Source organism: Bradyrhizobium vignae (assembly GCF_004114425.1).
Lineage (GTDB): Bacteria > Pseudomonadota > Alphaproteobacteria > Rhizobiales > Xanthobacteraceae > Bradyrhizobium > Bradyrhizobium vignae.
This window is the reverse complement of sequence record NZ_RDQF01000005.1, coordinates 89,047-108,490: the sequence shown is the minus strand read 5'-3', so window position 1 is coordinate 108,490 and position 19,444 is coordinate 89,047. Positions and strand designations below refer to the sequence as shown.

Annotated in this window: 19 protein-coding genes; 4 read left to right on the top strand and 15 right to left on the bottom strand. The window is 65.0% G+C overall.

Annotated features, from left to right (window positions below; all coding sequences use genetic code 11):
- Positions 1-304: 304 nt before the first annotated feature.
- The 3 genes from EAV90_RS05990 to EAV90_RS05980 all read right to left on the bottom strand — a co-directional run bounded on the left by EAV90_RS05990 (position 305) and on the right by EAV90_RS05980 (position 3,950).
- Positions 305-2,563, bottom strand: a complete 2,259-nt coding sequence (locus tag EAV90_RS05990; protein WP_164936802.1) for a CHASE3 domain-containing protein — start codon at positions 2,561-2,563, stop codon at positions 305-307.
- Positions 2,560-2,979 carry a response regulator gene (locus EAV90_RS05985; protein ID WP_122403449.1) on the bottom strand — a complete coding sequence of 140 codons (420 nt, stop codon included), beginning with the start codon at positions 2,977-2,979 and terminating at the stop codon, positions 2,560-2,562. The genes EAV90_RS05990 and EAV90_RS05985 overlap by 4 nt, the downstream gene beginning before the upstream one ends.
- A gap of 257 nt (positions 2,980-3,236) precedes the next feature.
- Positions 3,237-3,950, bottom strand: coding sequence for a BA14K family protein (locus EAV90_RS05980; RefSeq protein ID WP_162500293.1), 714 nt, complete (start codon positions 3,948-3,950; stop codon positions 3,237-3,239).
- A 242-nt stretch (positions 3,951-4,192) separates the two neighbouring features.
- Here EAV90_RS05980 and EAV90_RS05975 point away from each other — a divergent pair, with 242 nt between their 5' ends.
- On the top strand, positions 4,193-4,600 hold the full coding sequence (locus tag EAV90_RS05975) for an NADH:ubiquinone oxidoreductase subunit NDUFA12 (protein WP_122403447.1): 408 nt from the start codon (positions 4,193-4,195) through the stop codon (positions 4,598-4,600).
- Between the two features lie 534 nt (positions 4,601-5,134).
- Here the strand turns inward: EAV90_RS05975 and EAV90_RS05970 are convergent.
- Positions 5,135-5,821, bottom strand: coding sequence for a DJ-1/PfpI family protein (locus tag EAV90_RS05970; RefSeq protein ID WP_129142857.1), 687 nt, complete (start codon positions 5,819-5,821; stop codon positions 5,135-5,137).
- A gap of 108 nt (positions 5,822-5,929) precedes the next feature.
- Here EAV90_RS05970 and EAV90_RS05965 point away from each other — a divergent pair, with 108 nt between their 5' ends.
- A complete protein-coding gene (locus EAV90_RS05965) occupies positions 5,930-6,868 on the top strand; it encodes a GlxA family transcriptional regulator (protein WP_129142939.1) in 939 nt (312 codons plus the stop codon).
- 17 nt (positions 6,869-6,885) lie between these two features.
- Here the strand turns inward: EAV90_RS05965 and bla are convergent, their stop codons facing one another.
- Complete coding sequence (bla, locus tag EAV90_RS05960; RefSeq protein ID WP_129142856.1) at positions 6,886-7,770, bottom strand: class A beta-lactamase; 885 nt, start codon at positions 7,768-7,770, stop codon at positions 6,886-6,888.
- 99 nt (positions 7,771-7,869) lie between these two features.
- Here bla and EAV90_RS05955 point away from each other — a divergent pair, with 99 nt between their 5' ends.
- Entirely contained in the window at positions 7,870-8,772 is a 903-nt protein-coding gene (locus EAV90_RS05955) for a LysR substrate-binding domain-containing protein (RefSeq protein WP_430644717.1), read from the top strand.
- Here EAV90_RS05955 and EAV90_RS05950 read toward each other — a convergent pair.
- Positions 8,675-9,823, bottom strand: a complete 1,149-nt coding sequence (locus tag EAV90_RS05950) for a Na+-dependent transporter (protein WP_245509458.1) — start codon at positions 9,821-9,823, stop codon at positions 8,675-8,677. The genes EAV90_RS05955 and EAV90_RS05950 overlap by 98 nt on opposite strands.
- 216 nt (positions 9,824-10,039) lie before the next feature.
- On the opposite strand from EAV90_RS05950, the gene EAV90_RS05945 reads away from it, so the two are divergent.
- Positions 10,040-11,041, top strand: a complete 1,002-nt coding sequence (locus EAV90_RS05945) for a DUF2155 domain-containing protein (RefSeq protein ID WP_122406691.1) — start codon at positions 10,040-10,042, stop codon at positions 11,039-11,041.
- A gap of 14 nt (positions 11,042-11,055) precedes the next feature.
- On the opposite strand, the gene aat is transcribed toward EAV90_RS05945, so the two are convergent.
- The 9 genes from aat to EAV90_RS05900 form a co-directional block, all read right to left on the bottom strand.
- A complete protein-coding gene (gene aat / locus EAV90_RS05940; protein WP_129142855.1) occupies positions 11,056-11,736 on the bottom strand; it encodes a leucyl/phenylalanyl-tRNA--protein transferase in 681 nt (226 codons plus the stop codon).
- A 59-nt stretch (positions 11,737-11,795) separates the two neighbouring features.
- The gene (locus EAV90_RS05935; protein WP_129142854.1) at positions 11,796-12,899 is read right to left on the bottom strand and encodes a sensor histidine kinase; all 1,104 of its coding nucleotides are present in this window, start codon (positions 12,897-12,899) and stop codon (positions 11,796-11,798) included.
- On the bottom strand, positions 12,896-13,336 hold the full coding sequence (locus EAV90_RS05930; RefSeq protein ID WP_122403442.1) for a response regulator: 441 nt from the start codon (positions 13,334-13,336) through the stop codon (positions 12,896-12,898). Before EAV90_RS05930 ends, EAV90_RS05935 begins: the two co-directional genes overlap by 4 nt.
- A 5-nt stretch (positions 13,337-13,341) precedes the next feature.
- A complete protein-coding gene (locus EAV90_RS05925) occupies positions 13,342-14,859 on the bottom strand; it encodes a sensor histidine kinase (protein ID WP_129142853.1) in 1,518 nt (505 codons plus the stop codon).
- A 106-nt stretch (positions 14,860-14,965) separates the two neighbouring features.
- Positions 14,966-16,318 carry an acetyl-CoA carboxylase biotin carboxylase subunit gene (gene accC, locus EAV90_RS05920; RefSeq protein ID WP_129142852.1) on the bottom strand — a complete coding sequence of 451 codons (1,353 nt, stop codon included), beginning with the start codon at positions 16,316-16,318 and terminating at the stop codon, positions 14,966-14,968.
- Between the two features lie 81 nt (positions 16,319-16,399).
- Positions 16,400-16,894, bottom strand: coding sequence for an acetyl-CoA carboxylase biotin carboxyl carrier protein (accB, locus tag EAV90_RS05915; protein ID WP_122403439.1), 495 nt, complete (start codon positions 16,892-16,894; stop codon positions 16,400-16,402).
- Between the two features lie 35 nt (positions 16,895-16,929).
- Positions 16,930-17,397: a type II 3-dehydroquinate dehydratase gene (gene aroQ / locus EAV90_RS05910; protein ID WP_122403438.1), complete on the bottom strand. Its 468-nt coding sequence runs from the start codon at positions 17,395-17,397 to the stop codon at positions 16,930-16,932.
- A gap of 224 nt (positions 17,398-17,621) precedes the next feature.
- Positions 17,622-18,413 (bottom strand): DUF1236 domain-containing protein, encoded by a 792-nt coding sequence (locus EAV90_RS05905; RefSeq protein ID WP_129142851.1) that lies wholly within the window; start codon positions 18,411-18,413, stop codon positions 17,622-17,624.
- A 215-nt stretch (positions 18,414-18,628) separates the two neighbouring features.
- Complete coding sequence (locus EAV90_RS05900) at positions 18,629-19,396, bottom strand: DsbA family protein (RefSeq protein WP_122403436.1); 768 nt, start codon at positions 19,394-19,396, stop codon at positions 18,629-18,631.
- Positions 19,397-19,444 lie beyond the last annotated feature (48 nt).

The following is a 19,444-nucleotide window of genomic DNA, read 5'->3' as shown; positions in this document are numbered from 1 at the left end:
CTCGGGATCGCGCTCCGCCAGCGGACTGTCGCGACACCCGGCTCCAACATTTGTCGCCGAGAGCATGCAGCAGGTTGGGCCGGGTGGAACGATTTGTCCTTGAGATGCGCTTCATTTTTGCTTGAGACCAGCCCGATCGGGATCAAAACGGCCTTACTCGTTGCATAACGCGGTGTCGGAACACCTCCGGCGCGGATCCGGGCGAGCTACGGCGTCCCAAGAGGACAATTGGAACTCACATCCTGAGCCAGGGCCCTCAACCTCATAGATCGTGTGACTGCCGCGCGCCTTCGCAGTTCACGCGCTAGCTCGCCGCCATCCCGCCGCCGTTCAGCGCTTTGCGGATCATCTCGGCGAGCTGGTTTCTCCGATAGGGCTTGGTTAGCAGCAGCACGCCGTCATCCAGCTTGCCTTGATGGACGATGGCATTGTCGGTGTAGCCGGAGGTGTACAGCACTTTCACACCCGGCCGGCGCCTTGCCACCTCTTCGGCGAGCTCGCGTCCGCTCATCCCGCCTGGGATGACGACGTCGGTGAACAGCAGATCGAACGTCTGGCCGGCCTCGATCAATTCCAGCGCGGCTTTGCCGTCGGGGGCGGCCACCGTCTTGTAGCCGAGGCTCTGGAGCTGCGCCGTGACGAAGTTGCGCACCAAGGGGTCGTCCTCGACCACGAAAATGGTCTCGGCGCCGCCTTCGGCCTGCGGCGCGACACTGGCTGCCACGTCCGCGTCGCCTTCGCCCGGCGGCAGATAGAGCTTGATCGTGGTGCCGTGGCCTTCCTCGCTGTAAATCTTGGTGTGGCCGCCGGACTGCTTGACGAAGCCGTAAACCATGGAGAGGCCGAGGCCAGATCCCTTGCCGACCTCCTTGGTGGTGAAGAAGGGCTCGAACGCCTTCTGCTGGACGTCGAGGGGCATGCCGGTGCCGGTGTCGCTGACCGCGAGCATCACGTAAGGGCCGGGCCGAACCTCCGCATTGGCCTGCGCATAGGCTTCGTCCAGCACCACGCGGTGGGTCTCCAGCAACAGCTTGCCGCCGTTCGGCATGGCGTCGCGCGCGTTGATCGCCATGTTGAGCACGGCATTGGTGAGCCGGGACGGATCGATATGCGTCATCATCGGCCCCTGTTCCAGCACGGTCTCGATCTGGATCTGCTCGCCGAGGGTGGGGCGCAGAAGCTTTGCGATGTCTGATATCGCGGCGTTGATGTCGACGTTGCGCGGCTCGAGCGGCTGCTTGCGCGCAAATGCCAGCAGATGCTGGATCAGCTCGGCGCAACGCTCGGCGGCATCGTCGATCAGCCGTGCCGTGCGCTGAAGCTCGGGTTGGCCCTTCAGGCTCTCCACCAGCGTCTCGGTATTGCCGGAGATGACCGTCAGCATGTTGTTGAAGTCGTGCGCGACGCCGCCGGTCAGCTTGCCGATCGCATCCAGCTTCTGCGACTGGTAAAGCTGCCGCTCGGTTTCGCGCGAGGTCGTCGCATCGTGATAGACCAGCACCGCGCCGGAGATGTTGCCTTGCCCGTCCCGCATCGGCCGGCCGCTGATCATGAGATGACGAGGAGGATTGCCGCTGTGCGGGCGGACGATCATCTCCAGCTCTTCGAACTGCTCGCCCCGCAGCACGCGCGTCGACGGCAGCTCGTCGGCCTCGAGCGGCGTGACGCCGTCGCCGTGAAACACATCGGACAGCGCGCGCAGATTGTTCAAATTCATGCCGGTGCGATGCACCAGGATGCGCTCGGCGGCGGGATTGGACAGAAGGACATTGCCCTCGACGTCGATGACCAGCACCGCCTCCGCCATGCTGCGAAACGTGCTCTGGAGCACGTTGATCGACAGCCGCAGCTCGTCATGCGCGGTGACCAGATGCTCGGTGCGCTCGGCCACCGCCGCCTCGAGCGCCACCTTGGCGGCTTGTGTCTGCTCGAGCGAGCTCTGCAGCTCCCCCGTGGCGCGCCGGCTTTCGCGCATCACCAGCGCGACCAGCAGCAGGATCAGCACGGCGCCGGCGACGTCGATACCGAGCAGCACGATGCCGGTGCGGCGCGAATCCTGGGAGCGCGCGTTGAGCAGGCGTTCTTCCTCGGCGCTCAGATGGTCGAGATTGCCCATCACCGTGTCCATGAGGCCGCGGCCCTCGGCCTTGCTGTTGAGCGCGGCGATGCCGGCCTGGTCGTTCTCGGCGCGCAGGCGCATCGCTGCGGCGGCGATGTCGATCCGGCGCAGCGCCAGCGGCTCGGTGCCCTCCAGCAGCGCGACGTGATCGGGATTGTCGCGCACGTCGCGCTTGAGGTCGGCGAGGGCCGGCGCGATCCTGCCCTGCACCGCCTGGAACTCATCGCCGAAGGCCGGAGTGCGATAGAGCTCGTAGCCGCGCGCGGCGCTCTCGGCCCGGCGCAGCAGCACGCGCAGATCGGAGATCTTCTTCTGCACCTGGACGATATGATTGACCCACGCCGCGTCGGACCGCGACTTGACGTCGAGGGCAATCGAGGCCGCGGTGATGATCAGGAGGATGGCAAGTCCAGCACCGAGAATGACGCGCTGCGTTGGAATCAAGGGGCTTCTTTCTTGTCCTTCTGTGCGCTCCCGCTTCCGCCGGTGAGGCATTCCTGGATCGTGGTCAGCAGCGCTTCCGGCGTGAACGGCTTGCGCAGGCAGCGCGTTGCGCCGAGTTCAAGCGCCATGCGGAGAAAATCGGGAGAGGGCAAGGCGGATGAGGCGAAGGCGTAGCCCGACATCGCGATCAGCGGAGTGGTCGGGGCACGCTCGTGAAAGATCCGGATGGATTCGAAGCCGCGCATGTGCGGCATGAAGATGTCAACCAGCATCGCGTCGAAGGTCTGCGATTCCAGCGCAGCCAGTCCTGTTTCGCCGCCGTCGGTCAGCGTGACGTCGAAGCCCTGACGTTGGAGGAGGACTTCGATGGTCGCGCCGACCATCGGATCGTCATCAACCACGAGAATACGCGGCATGACACTTCCCAGGTGATCGAAGTCTCCACTGTGGTTTGTGATATCCGCGAATCGCGGGTCGGGTCAATTTGGGATTGGATCGTATAGGATATGCACGGTTCAGTGCATAAAGGTCCATTTGCATCGAATTGTATTTATTCCTTTCACGCGCTGGTATGAGCCGAAACGATGAGGAACACGCCGATTGCGAAAAAGGCGCCGCATCGCTGCGACGCCTTCTGCCTCACGCCTGGGCAATTTGTTTCTTGGCGTCCTGCTTACGGGCAAGGATGCCGCAGGCCGTCGTAGCCGAGATAGGTGCCCGAGGCCGGGTCGTACGATTTGTAGCGCTGCGCGCAATAGGCAGCGGAGTCGCCGCCGCTGTCCGGTACCACCGCAACCGTCGGCTCGTCATAATAGCTGTCGTAGTAGTAGGGATCGTCATAATAGCCGTACCCGCCGCCGTAGTAAGCGTAGGAGCCGAGGCCACCGATCGCGGCGCCAGCCGCGAAGCCCGGCCAGAAGCCGCCGCCACCATGGCGATGATGCCAGCGTCCGCCATTCCAGTTATTTCCGCCGCTCCAGTTGCCGCTGCGGCCCTGCCAGGTGCCGCCGGCGGCTGCGAAGTTGCGCGCCGCACCGCCGGTAAAGGACGTGCCGCCGCTCGGACGGACCGCAGGGCCCGCCGCGAAACTTCCGCCGCTCGGACGCATCGCTGCGCCCGCCGTGAAACTGCCGCCGCTTGGACGCATTGCGGCGCCGCCTCCGAAATTGCCGCCGCCACCATGGAAGGCCGCGCCGCCGCCGCCACCCATCCGCGCACCGCCACCGAAGCCGCCGCCACCGACGTGAGCACCGCCGCCACCGCCGCCGACATGGGCACCGCCGCCGCCTCCGCCCAATGCGGGACGATTCTGGGCAAAGCTCGGCGTCGCCAACGGAAGAACCAGCGCCACCGCCGCGGCGGCACTCAAGAATTTCAGACTGTTCATGGTTAAACTCCTTTCCCGGAAAGCAAACCCTACGAAAGCGCCGGGGTTCCTGGGATCACGCCGGTTTGCGCGCGAATGGAGCCTCGGACCCTGCTGCTGTACCGGGCATGAATGAATCGCGTCCGCTTTGCGGCAGAGGCGTGCGCGGCAGGCGGATTTGAAGGGGCACTGACACGCCTGCCGAACTGGACATTTCGCTGCCCGGATGGCATCAGGGCCCGACGAAGCAGGGCCCTTGCCGCATGAAACAATTCTTCCTCAAATTCTTCACCTGGTGGAATGGCCAGACTTTTGGCACCCAGCTCTGGACCAAGCGGTACGGAGAGCTGGTCGGCCAGGACGAGCAGGGCAACCGTTACTACCGCACCCGTGGCGGGGCGATCGATCCGGCGCTCGGCTTCGAGCGGCGTTGGGTGATTTATAACGGCTATGCTGAGGCGAGCCGGATTCCGCCGTCCTGGCACGGCTGGATCCATCACGTCGTCGACGCTCCGCCGACCGAGATCAACTACCAGCCGCGCGAGTGGGAAAAGCCGCACCAGCCGAATCTCACCGGCACGGCGAAGGCCTATCGTCCCTCCGGCTCGACGCTTGCCAGCGGCCGGCGTCCGAAGGCGACCGGCGATTACCAGCCCTGGACACCCGGCTAGTCTTTCGGCCCAGCTGCGAACCGCCACCGTCCGAAGCGGATGCAGGATGTATCCGCGCCGCGCCGCTGTGGACAACGGGAACAGCGGGGATGTCGCTTGCGCGGGCGTTGCACCGGCGCGGGCGATGCGGCTCAATGATCCCATCTTACGGAGATGGGAGACCATCGCGTTCGGTTCGGACAACAGCTCGCGACTGTCCCGAAATGCAGCGGCCGCCGAGGAAGGACTCGATCGGGAGATAGGCCCCCGGTCTGGAAGCGCGAAATCGCCCGATGTGAATGTGCAGCCGCCGTAAGGCAGGAAAGGCCGCTTGGGAAACCGAGCGGCCTTTTTCTGCTGGAGACCAGCACGAAGCTCAACGAGCCCCGGACGCAGTGCAGTGCTTCCCCGAAGATGCGAAGCATCGTCCGGTTCAGCGGTGCGCCGCAGAGCCGGGCCCATGACGCAACGGACCGCGTGGCCGTCCAAATATGGGTCTCGGCTCGGCGCCGCACCGCTGCGCGCTGCGGCGCGTCCGGGACACGAGATCGGAATTTAGTTCACCCGCTCCGCAGCCCGCTTCACCGCCTCGAGCCGCCGCGCCTGGTTTTGCGCGCCGCGCTCCCGCAGCAGCGTCAGCACTTCAGCGGACGCGGTGTCGGGTGAGCCCGAATTGAAAGGTGGAGCCGGATTGTATTCCATCTGGAGCTGGATCGCTTCCGCCGTGGTGCGGTTGACCAGGATCGACACCAGCGTCAGCGCGAAGTCGATGCCGGCCGTGACGCCGCCGCCGGTGATGCGGTTGCGATCGATGCAGACGCGCGTCTTGGTCGGTATCGCGCCGAACTGGGCGAGCATCTCCATCGCGCTCCAATGGGTGGCGGCGCGGTAGCCCTTCAAGAGACCGGCGGCGCCGAGCGCCAGCGATCCCGTGCAGACCGAGGTGACGTATTTGGCGCCGCCGGCCTGCCTGCGCAGGAAGTCGAGCACCTCCTCGTCGTCGAGCAGGTCGTTGGTGCCGCTGCCGCCGGGCACGCAGACGACGTCGAGTTGAGGGCAGTCCGCAAACGTCGTGGTCGGCGTCAGCGTCATCACGGAATCGCTTGGCACCGGCTCGATCCGCTTCCAGATCAGGTGCAGTTTTGCGTCCGGAACCATTGCGAACACCTGCAAGGGGCCGGTGAAGTCGAGCTGGGTGACGCGTGGGAACACCACCAGGCCAATCTGGAGCGGTGACGACATCGGCAGATCCTCCAATAACGAGCTTGACGCCGGCAGGATGGCATGATGCCCTCTTGTCCGAAATGGCATAATTCCCTCGCTTTCGGACATACCATGACGGCTTGGCCCATGATCGGCATTCTGATCTTCCCGGATTTCCAATTGCTCGATGCGGCAGGCCCGATCTCGGCGTTCGAGATCGCAGCCCGCTGCATCGGCAAGCCACCTCTCATTCGCGTGTTGGCGGCGAAGCCCGGACTTGTGCGCAGTTCGTCCGGCGTCGAGATGATGGCGCGTGACTTCAAATCGGCGAACGCGATCACGACGCTGGTCGTGGCGGGCGGCACGGGCGTCGCGGACGCCGCGCGCTGTGAGGTCACGCGGGCTTTCGTGCAGCGGCTCGCAAAGCGTGGCATGCGGGTCGCGAGCGTCTGCTCCGGTGCCTATGTGCTGGCCGAAGCAGGCTTGCTCGACGGCCGCCGCGCCACCACGCATTGGGGGCGGACGCGCGAATTCGTCGCCCGCTATCCGAGGATCAAATTCGAGCCGGACCGGATTTTCACCCGCGACGGCAATGTGTGGACGTCGGCAGGCATCTCCGCCGGCATCGATCTCGCGCTCGCGATGATCACCGAGGACCACGGCGAGGAGATCGCGCAACAGACCGCGCGCCAGCTCGTGCTCTACCACCGCCGCAGCGGCGGCCAGTCGCAATTCTCATCGCTCTTGGAGCTGAAGACGCCGAACGGCCGCTTCGGTACACTGTTGTCCTGGGCGCGCGAAAATCTCGACGCGCCGCTCTCGGTGGAGGATCTCGCCGATCGCGCCGGCATGAGCGCCCGGCATTTTGCGCGCGCCTTTGCCGCCGAGACCGGCACGACGCCCTCCAAGGCGGTCGAGCGGCTCAGGCTCGAAGTGGCGCGCGAACGCGTGCAGTCCTCGCGCGAGGCGATCGAGCGCGTTGCGGAAACCACCGGATTCCGCGACCCCGAACGGATGCGGCGCGCCTTCATCCGCGCCTTCGGCCAGCCGCCGCAGGCACTGCGGCGGGCGGCGCGGGCTGGGTAGGGCGGGAAACACGATTGTCAGCTAAAACCCTTGGCGACTGCCCGGCCGACGGATGCGATCACATCGTTTCGTCCACCGGAATCGAGCGATGCGCCGGTGAGATAGACCGCAATGATGAGAGGCGAATGCTCGGGCGGCCACACGATGGCGACATCATTGGTGGTGCCGTGTTCACCGGCTCCCGTCTTGTCGCCAACGCGCCAGCTTTGCGGCAGGCCCGCGCGTAAACGAGTATCCCCGGTCTTGTTGGCGATGAGCCATTTGCCGAGTTGATCGCGCCCCTCCGGGAGGAGGACGTCACCAAGCAGCAAGCGCCTGAAATTTGCGGCCATCGCATTCGGCGTCGTGGTGTCGCGGGGATCGCCGGGCGCGGCTTCGTTCAGTTCGGTTTCTGTGCGATCCAATCTTGTCAGGATGTCGCCAAGGCTCCGCGCAAAGTTGGTCAACCCGGCGGGGCCACCGATGTTTTTCAAAAGCGCATTTCCGGCCGTGTTGTCGCTCCTGGTTATGGCGGCATCGCAGAGTTCACGGAGCGTCATTCCTTCTCCGCCCACGTGCTCGCGCGTGATGGGCGAGTTCTCGACGATGTCGGCCTGCTCGATCCGAACGCGCCGTTCGAGACGTTCCGGCCTGCTGCCGGCGTCTTTGAGTATTGCTGCCGCCGCAAGAACCTTGAATGTGCTGCACATGGGAAAGCGTTCGTCCCCCCTGTAATGAATGGGAACGCCCGTCGCCGTGTCGAGCACGGAGACGCCGAGCCGGCCGCCGCTCTTCAGTTCCAATTGTTTGATGGCTTCGATGAGCGCCGCAGTTTCGCCTGACGCAGCGCCCGAGACATTTGGCAGGAAGAGACTTCCCGCAACCGCAAGCGCTGATGAGCCGAATTGACGTCGTGTGAGCATCGAGACCTCCCGTAGATTGCGAGGAGTTTTTGCGTCTGGCTTCAGAAATTGACAAACGATGCTTCGTGAGGCCATCCATAAGTAAAACTTGGATCAAACGTGGCCCGCCGCCCTGCCAAAATTTCCAATCTGCCCCTGAACGCGCTCCGCTCCTTCGAAGCGGCCGCGCGTCATCTCAGCTTCACCAAGGCCGGTCTCGAACTGCGGGTGTCGCAGGCTGCCGTGAGCCAGCAGGTGCGGACTTTGGAAGAGAGTCTGGGCGTCAAGCTTTTCAAGCGGCTGACCCGCGGCCTTGCTCTCACGGAAGAAGGCGAAGCACTTCAGCCTGTCATCTCCAGCGCCTTCGGCCAGATCAACCAGGTCCTGGATCGCTTCGAGAACGGTCGGATGCGCGAAAGTCTGGCGATTGGTGTGGTCGGCACGTTCGCTTCCGGTTGGCTGCTTCCGCGCATGGGGAGATTCACCTCGAGCCATCCGCATATCGACGTCAGGATCTTTGCGAACAACAACCGCGTGGACCTCGGCGGCGAAGGACTGGACTACGCCATTCGATTTGGCGACGGTGCGTGGCACGGAACGAACGCCGAGCGCCTGGTCGAGGCGCATTTCACGCCGATGTGCGCGCCTGTCGTCGCCAAGCGCCTTAAAGATCCAGTCGATCTCCACAAGGAGGTGCTGTTGCGCTCGTATCGCCCGGGCGAGTGGGCGCACTGGTTCGAGGTGGCAAAATGCAGGCAACCGCGGATGACTGGCCCGACCTTCGACTCGTCGGTCTCCCTGGCGCATGCGGCAGCTCAAGGCGCGGGAGTCGCACTATTGCCGGTCGTCTTGTTTGCGGACGATCTGTCGCGCAAGCGGCTGGTTTGTCCCTATGACAACGAAGTGTTTCTGGGATCTTACTGGCTCACGTCCCTGAAATCCAAAAGGCTTTCGCATGCGATGACAGCGTTCCGCGACTGGATATTGGCGGAATGCAAGAAGAAGAGACCGCGCAATCCGTGAGGCTTACGGGTCTGTGGAGGCTTCCAGCAGGGCGACTATGCAGGGACTCATTAGCGCTGCCTGGAGCCGCCGCGGTGTCGCTTACGCGCGCCGTCAATCGCCGGGCGATCGGCGTCAGTAGATAGGGCGCAAGATGAATCGGAAACTGCGTCAGCGCGAAATAGAGCCAGGTCGTCGCCGGCAGCGCGCCAGCGGTGGCAGCCAGCATCAGCCCGAGATTGCGCTGTGACACCATCAGGCCGATGGCGAAGGCGCGCTCGGTTCCGACGCGGCGGAAGATCAGCGTCGTCGCGGCGAGCAGGGCAAAATAGACAGCAAAGGCGAGCAGCGCGACGGCGATCGTGAACAGCGGGTCGGCGACGAGATCGCTGGCGACATCGCCCATCACCGCGGAGGCGAATACCAAGAGGATGACGATGTTGAGGCCGTCGATCGGCTGCTTGTGGCGCTGGATCGCATCCGTGCCGAAGACCCGGCGGATAACCGTCGCAACGAGCAGCGACGCGGCGAGGATGCCGAGCAGCTCGAGGCCGAGTGTGGCCGGCGAGATGCTGAGCATGCCGCCGAGGAAGAGGCCCGCGAACAGCGAAGCGGTGAAGGGCACGAGTGCGGTCGAGGTCACCAGCGTCACGAGCACCAGCGTGGCATCGAGGCCCATCAGCGCGGCAAGGGCCGGCGCGGCCATCATCGGCGAGGCCATGCCCTGGAGCATCAGCGCGAGAGCAAGGCCCGGGGAACTCGTGGTGAGCCCGGTCGCGTAGGCCGCGAGGGCGACGATCAGCGGCACGCCGATCGTGGTCCAGGCCGTGGCGGCCCCGACCAGCGCCGGCCGGCGCAGATGTCCGTACAGCGCCACGAGATCGACGCGCATGAAAGAGATGCAGAGCAGAAGAAAGATCGCCTCGGTGACGTAGGGACGCAGCAGCGTACCGAGCGGCGGCACCGCGACTGCGATGAAGGCGATGGCCGCCACCGCGCGGGTGCCCTGGCCGCCGAGCCATGTCAGCCCGCGCAGGGGAAGGGCAAGGAGAGTTCGGAGGCGGTCGGGCATCTCAGTTATTCAGCAGGGTGTTGGCGATGGCCGGCAGGCCCCCGGAATGGGCCTCCAACTATCCCATCCGGGGCGGGCCTGGCCAGACCGCGTCGGGAACGGCTGGATGTCGCCCTTTCCCCGCCGTATTCGGCGTGTTAACCGGAGGGCCTGCGAGCGGCGGTATCCCCTGTAGAATGTTCCAACAAGCCCGATTCGCTGTTGAAGCCGCGCGAGATGTTCAAAACCTTTTCCCTGACCGGTCTTGCGGCGCTTTTGGCCGCCACCGCGCTGACGGCTGCGACGCCGGCTCAGGCGCAGATCGGCACGATCTTCTCCGATCCGCCGCCGCTGCGGCCACCCGGCAATATTCCGCGTGGCCAGCCCCAGCCGCAGCCGATCCCCGAGGACGACGAAGAGGTGCCCGAGCTGCCGCCGCAGGGCCGCGTGCTGCCGTCGCGCCCGATGCCGCCGCCTCCGGGGCGGCAGGGCAATATCATGCCCGGGCCGGTCGAGACCCAGCCCCTGGCGCCGCCGCCGGGGTCGACCCTCGCGCCGCCGAACCAGCCGCCCTCCGCCGCGATCGCTCCGCCCAGTCCGCAAGGCGCTCCGGGTGCGCCCGGTCAGCGCCAGCCCCAGCAGAAGGGCGGGCCGGGTGGCGCGGTCCCGCAGACGCCGGCGAGCCTGCAGCCGGGCGACGAGGTCGTGACCGAGCCGCCGGCGCAGAAGATCGTGAACAAGAAGGCGACCTTCTCCGGTCTCGACAAGATCACCGGACGCATCATCAATTTCGACGAGGAGATCGGCGAGACCGTCCAGTTCGGCGCGCTCAGGGTCAAGACCGACGCCTGCTACACGCGGCCCGCGACGGAGGCTGCCAACACCGACGCCTTCGTCGAGGTCGACGAGATCACCTTGCAGGGCGAGGTGAAGCGCATCTTCTCGGGCTGGATGTACGCGGCAAGCCCGGGCCTGCACGGCGTCGAGCATCCGATCTACGACATCTGGCTGACCGACTGCAAAGAGCCGCAGCAGACCATCGCGACCGCGGCACCGGATCCGGCCGCGGCAAAGCCGCCGCCACCTCCGCCGGCGCAGAAGAAGGCCGCGCCCAAGCAGGTGCAGCAGCGGCCGCCGCAGCCGCTGCCACCGATCCAGCAGCAGCAACCGGCACCGCCGCCCCCTCCGCCGCCGGAGCAGCGGCCGGGCCTGTTCGGCATCCCCGGGTTTGGCCGCTAGAGCCTCGCTATCGATTATTGCCGCGAGGCGATGATCTCGAGCGCGCGCGCGCCAGGGATGGCTTCGCCGGCGGAGAGCCTCAGGAAATCGCCGGGTTCGCCCGCCAGCGCCTTGTCGAGCCGCGCCGTATAGCGTCGCCGCGAAATCTCGACCGCGCCGAAGCTCTTCAGGTGCTCGGTGACATATTGCGTGTCGAGCAGCTCGAAGCCCCCATGGATGAGCCGCGCGACCAGATGCACCAGCGCGACCTTCGAGGCATCGCGCGCGGTGTGGAACATGCTCTCGCCGAAGAAGGCTCGTCCGAGGCTCACGCCGTACAGCCCGCCGACGAGGTCGTCACCCTGCCAGGCTTCGACGCTATGGCAATGGCCAAGCTCGAAGAGGCCACCATAGAGGTCGCGGATGCGCTTGTTGATCCAGGTATCCTCACGTCCTACTTGCGGCGCCGCGCAGCCGGCGATGGTTGCCTTGAACGCGGTGTTGACGGTGACGCGGAACGTATCCGACCGCACGGTGCGCGCGAGCCGTGAGGCGACGCGGAAGCCGTCGAGCGGGATGACGCCGCGCAACTCCGGCTCGACCCAGAACAGGGTCGGATCGTCAGCGCTTTCCGCCATCGGAAAGATGCCGCAGGCATAAGCGCGCAGCAGCACGGCCGGGGTGATTTCAGACGGGGCGGAGTCGCGCGAAGTCATGGCTTGCCATCTTAGCAGGATCGCATTGCGGTTGCGACGGGTGCCGGCCGGTCGCGAGGTCAGCTCGCGGCGGCGGTGCTGGTCTTGCCGGGGGCTGCGGGCATGCGGCCGAACTTCAGCACGATCCGGGTTCCGGGATGCGCGGGGTCGCGTTCGACCGAGGCGTCGAGCTTTGAGGCCATGGCCGCGACGATGCGCTGGCCCATGCCGGTGGAGCGCGGATCGGCCTTGACGTTGTCGCCGACGCCATTGTCGGCGATCGAGAGCAGGAGATCGTCTCCTTGCGAGATCAGCTCGACATGAATCGGGCCGGCGCCATCGGGATAGGCGTATTTCACCGCGTTCATCACCAGCTCGTTGACGATGATGCCGACGGCGACCGCACGGTCGGGATCGATCTCGATCGGCTCGGCCTTCAGGGTCAGACGCGACATCCGGTCGCCTTCGGCCGAGCGGCGGAGATCCTCGAGCAGCGAGTCCAGATACTGATTGAGGACCACGCTCTTCAGGTCCTGCGAGGTGTAGAGGCGTCGGTGCACCTGCGCGACCGCGGCGACGCGGCCCATCGCATTGGTCAGCGCCGCCTTGACCTCCTCCTGCGCGGCGGAGCTTGCCTGAAGGTGCAGCAGCGAGGCAATGATCTGGAGGGAGTTGCCGACACGATGGTTGACCTCGCGCAACAAGAGCTCGCGTTCGGCGGCGAGCGCCGCGTAGCGGTCGCGCGAGGCGTGGATCTCGGCCTCGGCTTCATCGCGTGCCCGCTGCAACTCGGCCTGGCGCAGCGCGCCTTCGGCGGCGACGTGGAGCAGCGGGATGAAGTCGCCCCTGACGTCCTTCACCAGATAGTCGGCCGCCCCCGCCTTGAGCGCGGTCACCGCGATGCTGGAATCCTGCGACGCGGTGACGAACACCACCGGCGGTGCGTCCGGGATCGCCATGATCTGCTCGAGCGTCTCCAGCCCGTCGAGGCCCGGCATGTACTGATCGAGTGCCACGACATCGATGCCGCCTTCGGCGCCGGCGCGGCGGATGCGCTCGAGACCTTCCTCGCCGCTCGCGGCATGGACGACCTTGTAGCCGCGCCGCGTCAGGCCACGGTCGACCAGGCGCGCCAGCGCGTCGTCATCGTCGATGTAGAGCAGTGTCGGCATTCTCTGGTTCATGTGGCGGCGGGCGGGACCTGGATGACCGAGAAGAACAGCCCGAGCTGCCGGATGGCATTGGCGAAATTCTCGTAGTTGACGGGCTTGGTGATGTAGACGTTGCAGCCGAGCTCGTAGCAGCGCTTGATTTCCTGGGAATCGTCGGTGGTGGTGAGCACCACCACGGGCGAGGCCTTCAAATATTTGTTTTCCTTGATCTGCTTCAGGATGTCGATCCCGATCATGTCGGGCAGGTTGAGGTCGAGCAGGATCAAGAGCGCATTGCCCTTCTGCACGAGCCCGCTGCCGTCGGCGCCGAACAGGTGCCGCATGGCGTCGCTGCCGGTGGCGAACGCGACGATCTCGTTGTTGACGCCGGACCTTCGGATGTTGCGCTCGATCAGGCGTGCGTGGCCCTCGTCGTCCTCGATCATGATGATGGTGACAGGCTGGGTCATCGATCTCAGTTCCGGTTGCTCACGTTCCAGGCGATCGGCAGCGTGATCGTGAAGGTGCTGCCCGCGTTCAGTTCCGAGGATACGGACATGGTACCGCCGAGGCGACGCACAAGAGCACGTACATGCGCAAGACCGATGCCCTGGCCAGGCTTGTCCTGGGTTCCCGCGCGGCGGAACAGGTCGAATATGCGCTGGTGATCCTTCGGATCGATACCGCGGCCGTTGTCGCTGATCTCGAAGATAGCGTAACCGAGCTTGGTCCGACCGCGGATTCTGATCTCACCGGGCAGGCCGGGCTTGAGATATTTGATCGCGTTGTCGATCAGGTTGGAAAAGATCTGCTCGAGGGCAAGACGGTCGCTCACGAGGTTCGGCAGCGGCTCGAGGTGGATCTCGGCTTGCGCCTCGGCCGCCTGGTGCGCCAGCGTCGAGACGATGGCCTCGATCAGCTCCCGCGTGTCGATCTTCGCCGGCTGAAATTCGCGCCGGCCCTCGCGCGTGAGGTTGAGGATGGCCGAGATCAGCCGGTCCATCTTGGCGATCGACGTCTTGATGAAGCCGAGCGCTTCGGAGAAATTCTCCGAGAGCTGCTTGTCGGCGCCTTCGAGCACGATCTCGCCGGGAGCGCCGGGAGCCAGCGACGACCCATCGGCGGAGACGTGGGTGAGATCGCCGATCCGGCGGAAGATGTCGCCGCCGAGCTCCTCGAGCTCGCTGGTGAAGCCCATGATGTTGACGAGCGGCGAGCGCAGATCGTGGCTGACGATATAGGCAAAGCGCTGAATCTCGTCGTTGGCTTCGCGCAGGTCCGCGGTGCGCTCGTCGACGACGGCTTCCAGGTTGACGTTGGCGTCGCGCAGGCGGGCTTCGGCCTCGTCGCGCACGCGCGCCGAGCGCCGCACCAGCCAGATCGAGATCATCGCCAGCAGCACCACGAGGCCGGAGCCGATCCCGGTCATCGACGCGGAGAGGGTCTGGCTGCGGTCGGAATTTGCCGTTCGGAGCCGGAACAACCGCTCCTCCTCGCGGATCATGGCGTTGGCCATGTTGCTGATCGTGGTCGTGGTGTTGCCGGCGGCGGCCTCGCGGATCAGCGCCGTGGCCCTGTCGGGCTGACCCTGCTTCACGAAGGTCATCTCGCGCGAGAACTGGTCGAGCCGGATCTCGATGGCTGCTCTCAGCTTTTCAATGTTCTCGCGTTGCGCCGGATCGTTGCTGATCTGACGCGTGAGCTTGTCGAGCGCCGGAACGATCGCCGCGACGGCCTTCTCATGATCTGACAGGAAGTCCGGCCCCTGCGTCAGGAGAAAGCCGCGAGCGCTGCTCTCGGCACGCCGGACCTCGAGCAGCAGGGCGTTGATCTGGCTCTCCACCTCGATGGTGTGAACCACCCATTTACTGTCTTCCCGGGCCTTGTTGACGAGGTAGACGGAGCCGGCGCTGATAACGGTCAACACCAAAAGGCCCGCCGAAAGCAGCAGGATCTGCCAAAATGCGCGCCGTCGGTGGGCTTCAGCCCTCACGGCGATCGACCTGTCGACGTTCGGTGGAGTTCAAAACGCCCCCTTGGAACTGTCCCCGCCGAGAACGCGATCAGGGCCAAAGGGTTCCAAAAGGAGCAGGATTATCTCAGGCTGGGTTCGTCTTGCCGGCGAGATATTGTTCCAGCCAGTGGATGTGGTAGTCGCCGTCGATGATGTCGTCTTCGCGCACCAGCGCACGGAAGAGCGGCAGCGTGGTCTCGATGCCTTCGACCACCATCTCGTCCAGTGCCCGGCGCAGCCGCATCAGGCATTCGGCCCGGGTCTTGCCGTGCACGATCAGCTTGCCGACGAGGGAATCGTAATAGGGCGGGATCGTGTACCCCTGGTAGACGGCGGAATCGATCCGGACGCCGAGGCCGCCGGGCGGATGATATTGCAGGATCCGGCCGGGCGAGGGGCGGAAGGTCTGCGGATTCTCGGCGTTGATGCGGCACTCGATGGCGTGGCCGATGACCTGGACTTCGTCCTGCTTGGCCGGCAGATCGCCGCCGGCGGCGATGCGGATCTGCTCCAGCACGAGGTCGATGTCGGTGATGCTCTCGGTGACCGGATGCTCCACCTGGATGCGGGTGTTCATCTCGATGAAATAGAATTCACCGTCCTCGTACAGGAATTCGATGGTGCCGACGCCGAGATACTTCATCTCGCGCATCGCTTTCGCGCAGGTCTCGCCGATCTTGGCCCGCGCGGCGGCGGCGAGGACCGGCGAGGGGCCTTCCTCCCAGACCTTCTGGTGGCGGCGTTGCAGCGAGCAGTCGCGTTCGCCGAGATGGATGGCGCCGCCACGGCCGTCGCCGAGGATCTGGATCTCGATATGGCGCGGCTTCTGGAGGTACTTTTCCAGATAGACGGAGGCGTCGCCAAAGGCGGATTTGGCCTCGTTGGCCGCCGTCGAAAGCGCCAGCTGGAGGTCGGCCTCGCTGTGCGCGACCTTCATGCCGCGGCCGCCGCCGCCTGCCGCCGCCTTTACCAGCACCGGAAAGCCGATCTTCTTGGCGATCGCCATCGCGTCGTCATCGGGACCAACCGCACCGTCGGAGCCGGGCACCACGGGGATGCCGAGCCGCTTGGCGGTTTTCTTGGCCTCGATCTTGTCGCCCATCAGGCGGATGTGCTCGGCCTTCGGGCCGATGAAATGCAGATTGTGCTCGGCGAGGATTTCCGCAAAGCGCGCGTTTTCGGAGAGGAAGCCGTAGCCGGGATGCACGGCATCAGCGCCGGTGATCTCGCAGGCCGCGAGCAGCGCGGGCACGTTGAGATAGCTGTCCTTGGACGCCGGCGGCCCGATGCAGACGCTCTCGTCCGACAGCCGCACATGCATGGCGTCGGCGTCGGCAGTGGAGTGCACGGCGACGGTCGCGATCCCGAGCTCCTTGCAGGCCCTGAGGATGCGAAGGGCGATCTCGCCGCGATTGGCTATGAGGATCTTGTCGAACATGGTGCCTCAGGGGGCGAATGGGGAATAGCGAATGGCGAACAGGGCAGAGTAGCTATTCGCTACTCGCCATTCGCCACTCCCTCACTCAATGATGACCAGCGGCTCGCCGTACTCGACCGGCTGGCCGTCCTCGACCAGGATCTGCGTCACCGTGCCGGCGCGCGGCGAGGGGATCTGGTTCATCGTCTTCATGGCTTCGATGATCAGCAGCGTCTGGCCGACCGAGACCTTGGTGCCGACGTCGATGAACGGCTTTGCGCCAGGCTCCGGCGCCCAATAGGCGGTGCCGACCATCGGCGAGGTCACGGCGCCGGGATGCTTCGACAGATCGGCCGCGGCAGGGGCGGGCGCAGCGGCGCTCGCTGCCACCGGCACGGCGGCGGAAGCGGCTGCGACCGGCATCGGCATGGTCGCGGCAACGCTGATGTTGCGGGCGACGCGCAGGCGCAGGCCGGCCCGTTCGATCTCGATCTCGGTGAGGCTGGTCTCATCGAGCAGCAAGGCAAGCTCGCGAACGAGCGCGGAATCCTCGCTGGAAAACTTTGCGGCTGCTTTGTCGTCTGGCTGGCGCGCCATGTTGTTTGATCCGAATGTTCTGTTGGAAGGGAGCGTCAGGCGTTGGGCTTGATGCCGAGCTTGGCGGCAAGGCCCTGGATGGCGAGGCGATAGCCCTCGATGCCGAAACCGCAGAGCGAGGCGAAAGCCGCGCGTGCGGTGTAGGAATGGTGACGAAAACTCTCGCGGGCGTGGATGTTGGTCACATGCACCTCGACCGTCGGAATCTGCACCGCGAGCAGCGCGTCGTGCAGCGCGATCGAGGTGTGGGAATAGCCGCCGGCATTGATGATGATGCCCTTCATCTTGCGCCGGTGCGCTTCGTGGATGAAGTCGATCAGCTCGCCTTCGCGGTTGGACTGCCGGCAGTCGGCCTTGAGACCAAAGGTCGCGGCCGTGTCGCGGCACAGCGCCTCGACGTCAGCCAGCGTGGCGTGGCCATACTTTTCCGGCTCGCGCGTCCCCAGCATGTTGAGGTTCGGCCCGTTCAGGACGAGGATCGTGTCGGTTGCAGGTTCGGCCATTCCAATCCCGGAAGAGGTGCTTCGGCGTGGCGGGTTATAGGTAACAAAGCGCGTGAGGGGAAGCCTTGAAGGGCCTCAGGGGCGGGTTCAAGCACCTCATCCAGTGCGCAAATACCTGTGCGGAAACTACGGAAATTGCTTGTTAACCAGTCCGAAGCATGGCTGCCGGCCGAACGCAAAGGGGCGGGCATCGCTGCCCGCCCCGAGATTGCCGGTGTCCGGCCTTAGGCGTTCAGGACAGCCACGATCTCGTAGGTGTCCGGATTGACGATCACGATCTCATCGCGGATCAGGACGTACTTGTAGGTCCGCCACTCTGGATAGATCGTCACGACCTTCGACGGCAGGGCGTGAAGGGTAATGCCCTCACGCGGGATGCGAGTGCCGACCGAGATCGAGAAGTTTACGTTCGTCGCCGGGGCGACGTGCTCCTCGCGGATCACGGACGTGATCTGGGTCCGCTGCTCGGTCGAAAGCTTGGCAGCGGCGCCGGCCTGGCCGGTCGTCTGCGACCGCTCGGTCCCGGTCTGGGTCTGGGTCTGAGTCTGGGAACCCTGGTGGCCAGGCGCATTCATGCCGCTGCGGTCTTCCTGACCTTGGGCCTTCATGTCCTTGCTGCCCTTGGTCTCGGTTTCCCTGCTCATGCTGCCCTTGGACTTCTCGTCGCTCCGCGGGCTCTGGCCGACCGTCGACGACTTCTCCGACTGCGTCGACTTCTCACGCATCGCACCCGGCTGGTCCTTGTTCATCTTGTCGGACTGAGTCGATTTGTCATGAGCGCTCGGCTGATCCTTCATGCTGCCGGCCTGGCCGACCGTTCCCTTTTCATGCTTGTCTTGCTTGTCCATGGACTCTTGCTTGTTCATGGAGTCGCTGCGCTCGCCAGAAGGCTGCGTGCTGTGCTGGGTCTGCTGGCCACTCCCGTGGTCCTTGGTGCCGGTTCCTTGCGCATTGGCGAAACCGGTGCCGGCGATCAGCGCCAAAGCTGCAACCGAGACCAAAAAGCGATTAGTCATTTGAACCTCTCCTCACGTGATTTCTTTGCGTCATTGCCCGCGCCGACAACGAAAGGAGAGCGCGGTCGTTCCGAAATCCAGGAGGTTCCGGCGAGCTTTGTTTGCTGAACACCGGATGAACGGTCCCGCCCGACCGCGACAAACTGCGACGGTCCGAACCGCGCAAAAAAAAAGCCGGCTGTGAGCCGGCCTCCTTCAACGCAATGTCGCGTCGCTCAGCAAGTCGCTTTGCCGCAGCGGGCAACGCCGATCTTTTCCCTGAGGCCTTCCACGCCGATGGCACCGACGACGATCTGCTTGCCGATCACGTAGCTCGGCGTGCCATTCATGCCCATCGCTTCGGCAAGCTTGAAGTTCTCCTCGATGGTGGCGCGCACTTCGGGGCTGGCGATGTCCTTCTCGATTCTCGCGGTGTCGAGGCCGGCCTCCTTCGCCGCCTGCATGGCGCGGGCCTTGTCGGCGGCGCCGCGGCCGCCGAGCAGCTTCTGGTGGAAGTCGAGATATTTCTTGCCGGAGGGGTCCTGCATGCGCACGGCGACCGCGACCTGAGCCGCTTCGACCGAACCCTGGCTCAGCACCGGAAACTCCTTCAGCACCACCTTCAGCTTCGGATCGCTCTTCATGAGGTCGAGCATGTCACCCATGGCGCGTTTGCAGTAGCCGCAATTGTAGTCGAAGAACTCGACGAAGGTGACGTCGCCGTCCTTGTTGCCGAGCACGACCTGGCGCGGCGAGTTGAAGATCGCGTCGGCATTCTGCGCGATGCTGGCCTCGTGCTTCTGCGTTTCGGCCGCGGCCTGGCGCTTGCTGAGCTCGGCCATGGCCTCCTCGAGCACCTCGGGATGGCTGACGAGATAGCTCTTGATGATCGCCTCGATGTCGGTGCGCTGGCTGTCGGAGAAACCGTCGGCCGAGGCGGGCACGGCTGCGCCGAGCATGGCGAGCGCAAACAATGCGGGAGCAAGCAGGCGCAGCGAAGGCATAGGCAAATCCTCTTGTTCAAAGCAGTTTCGAGAAACGTCCCGGTGGAC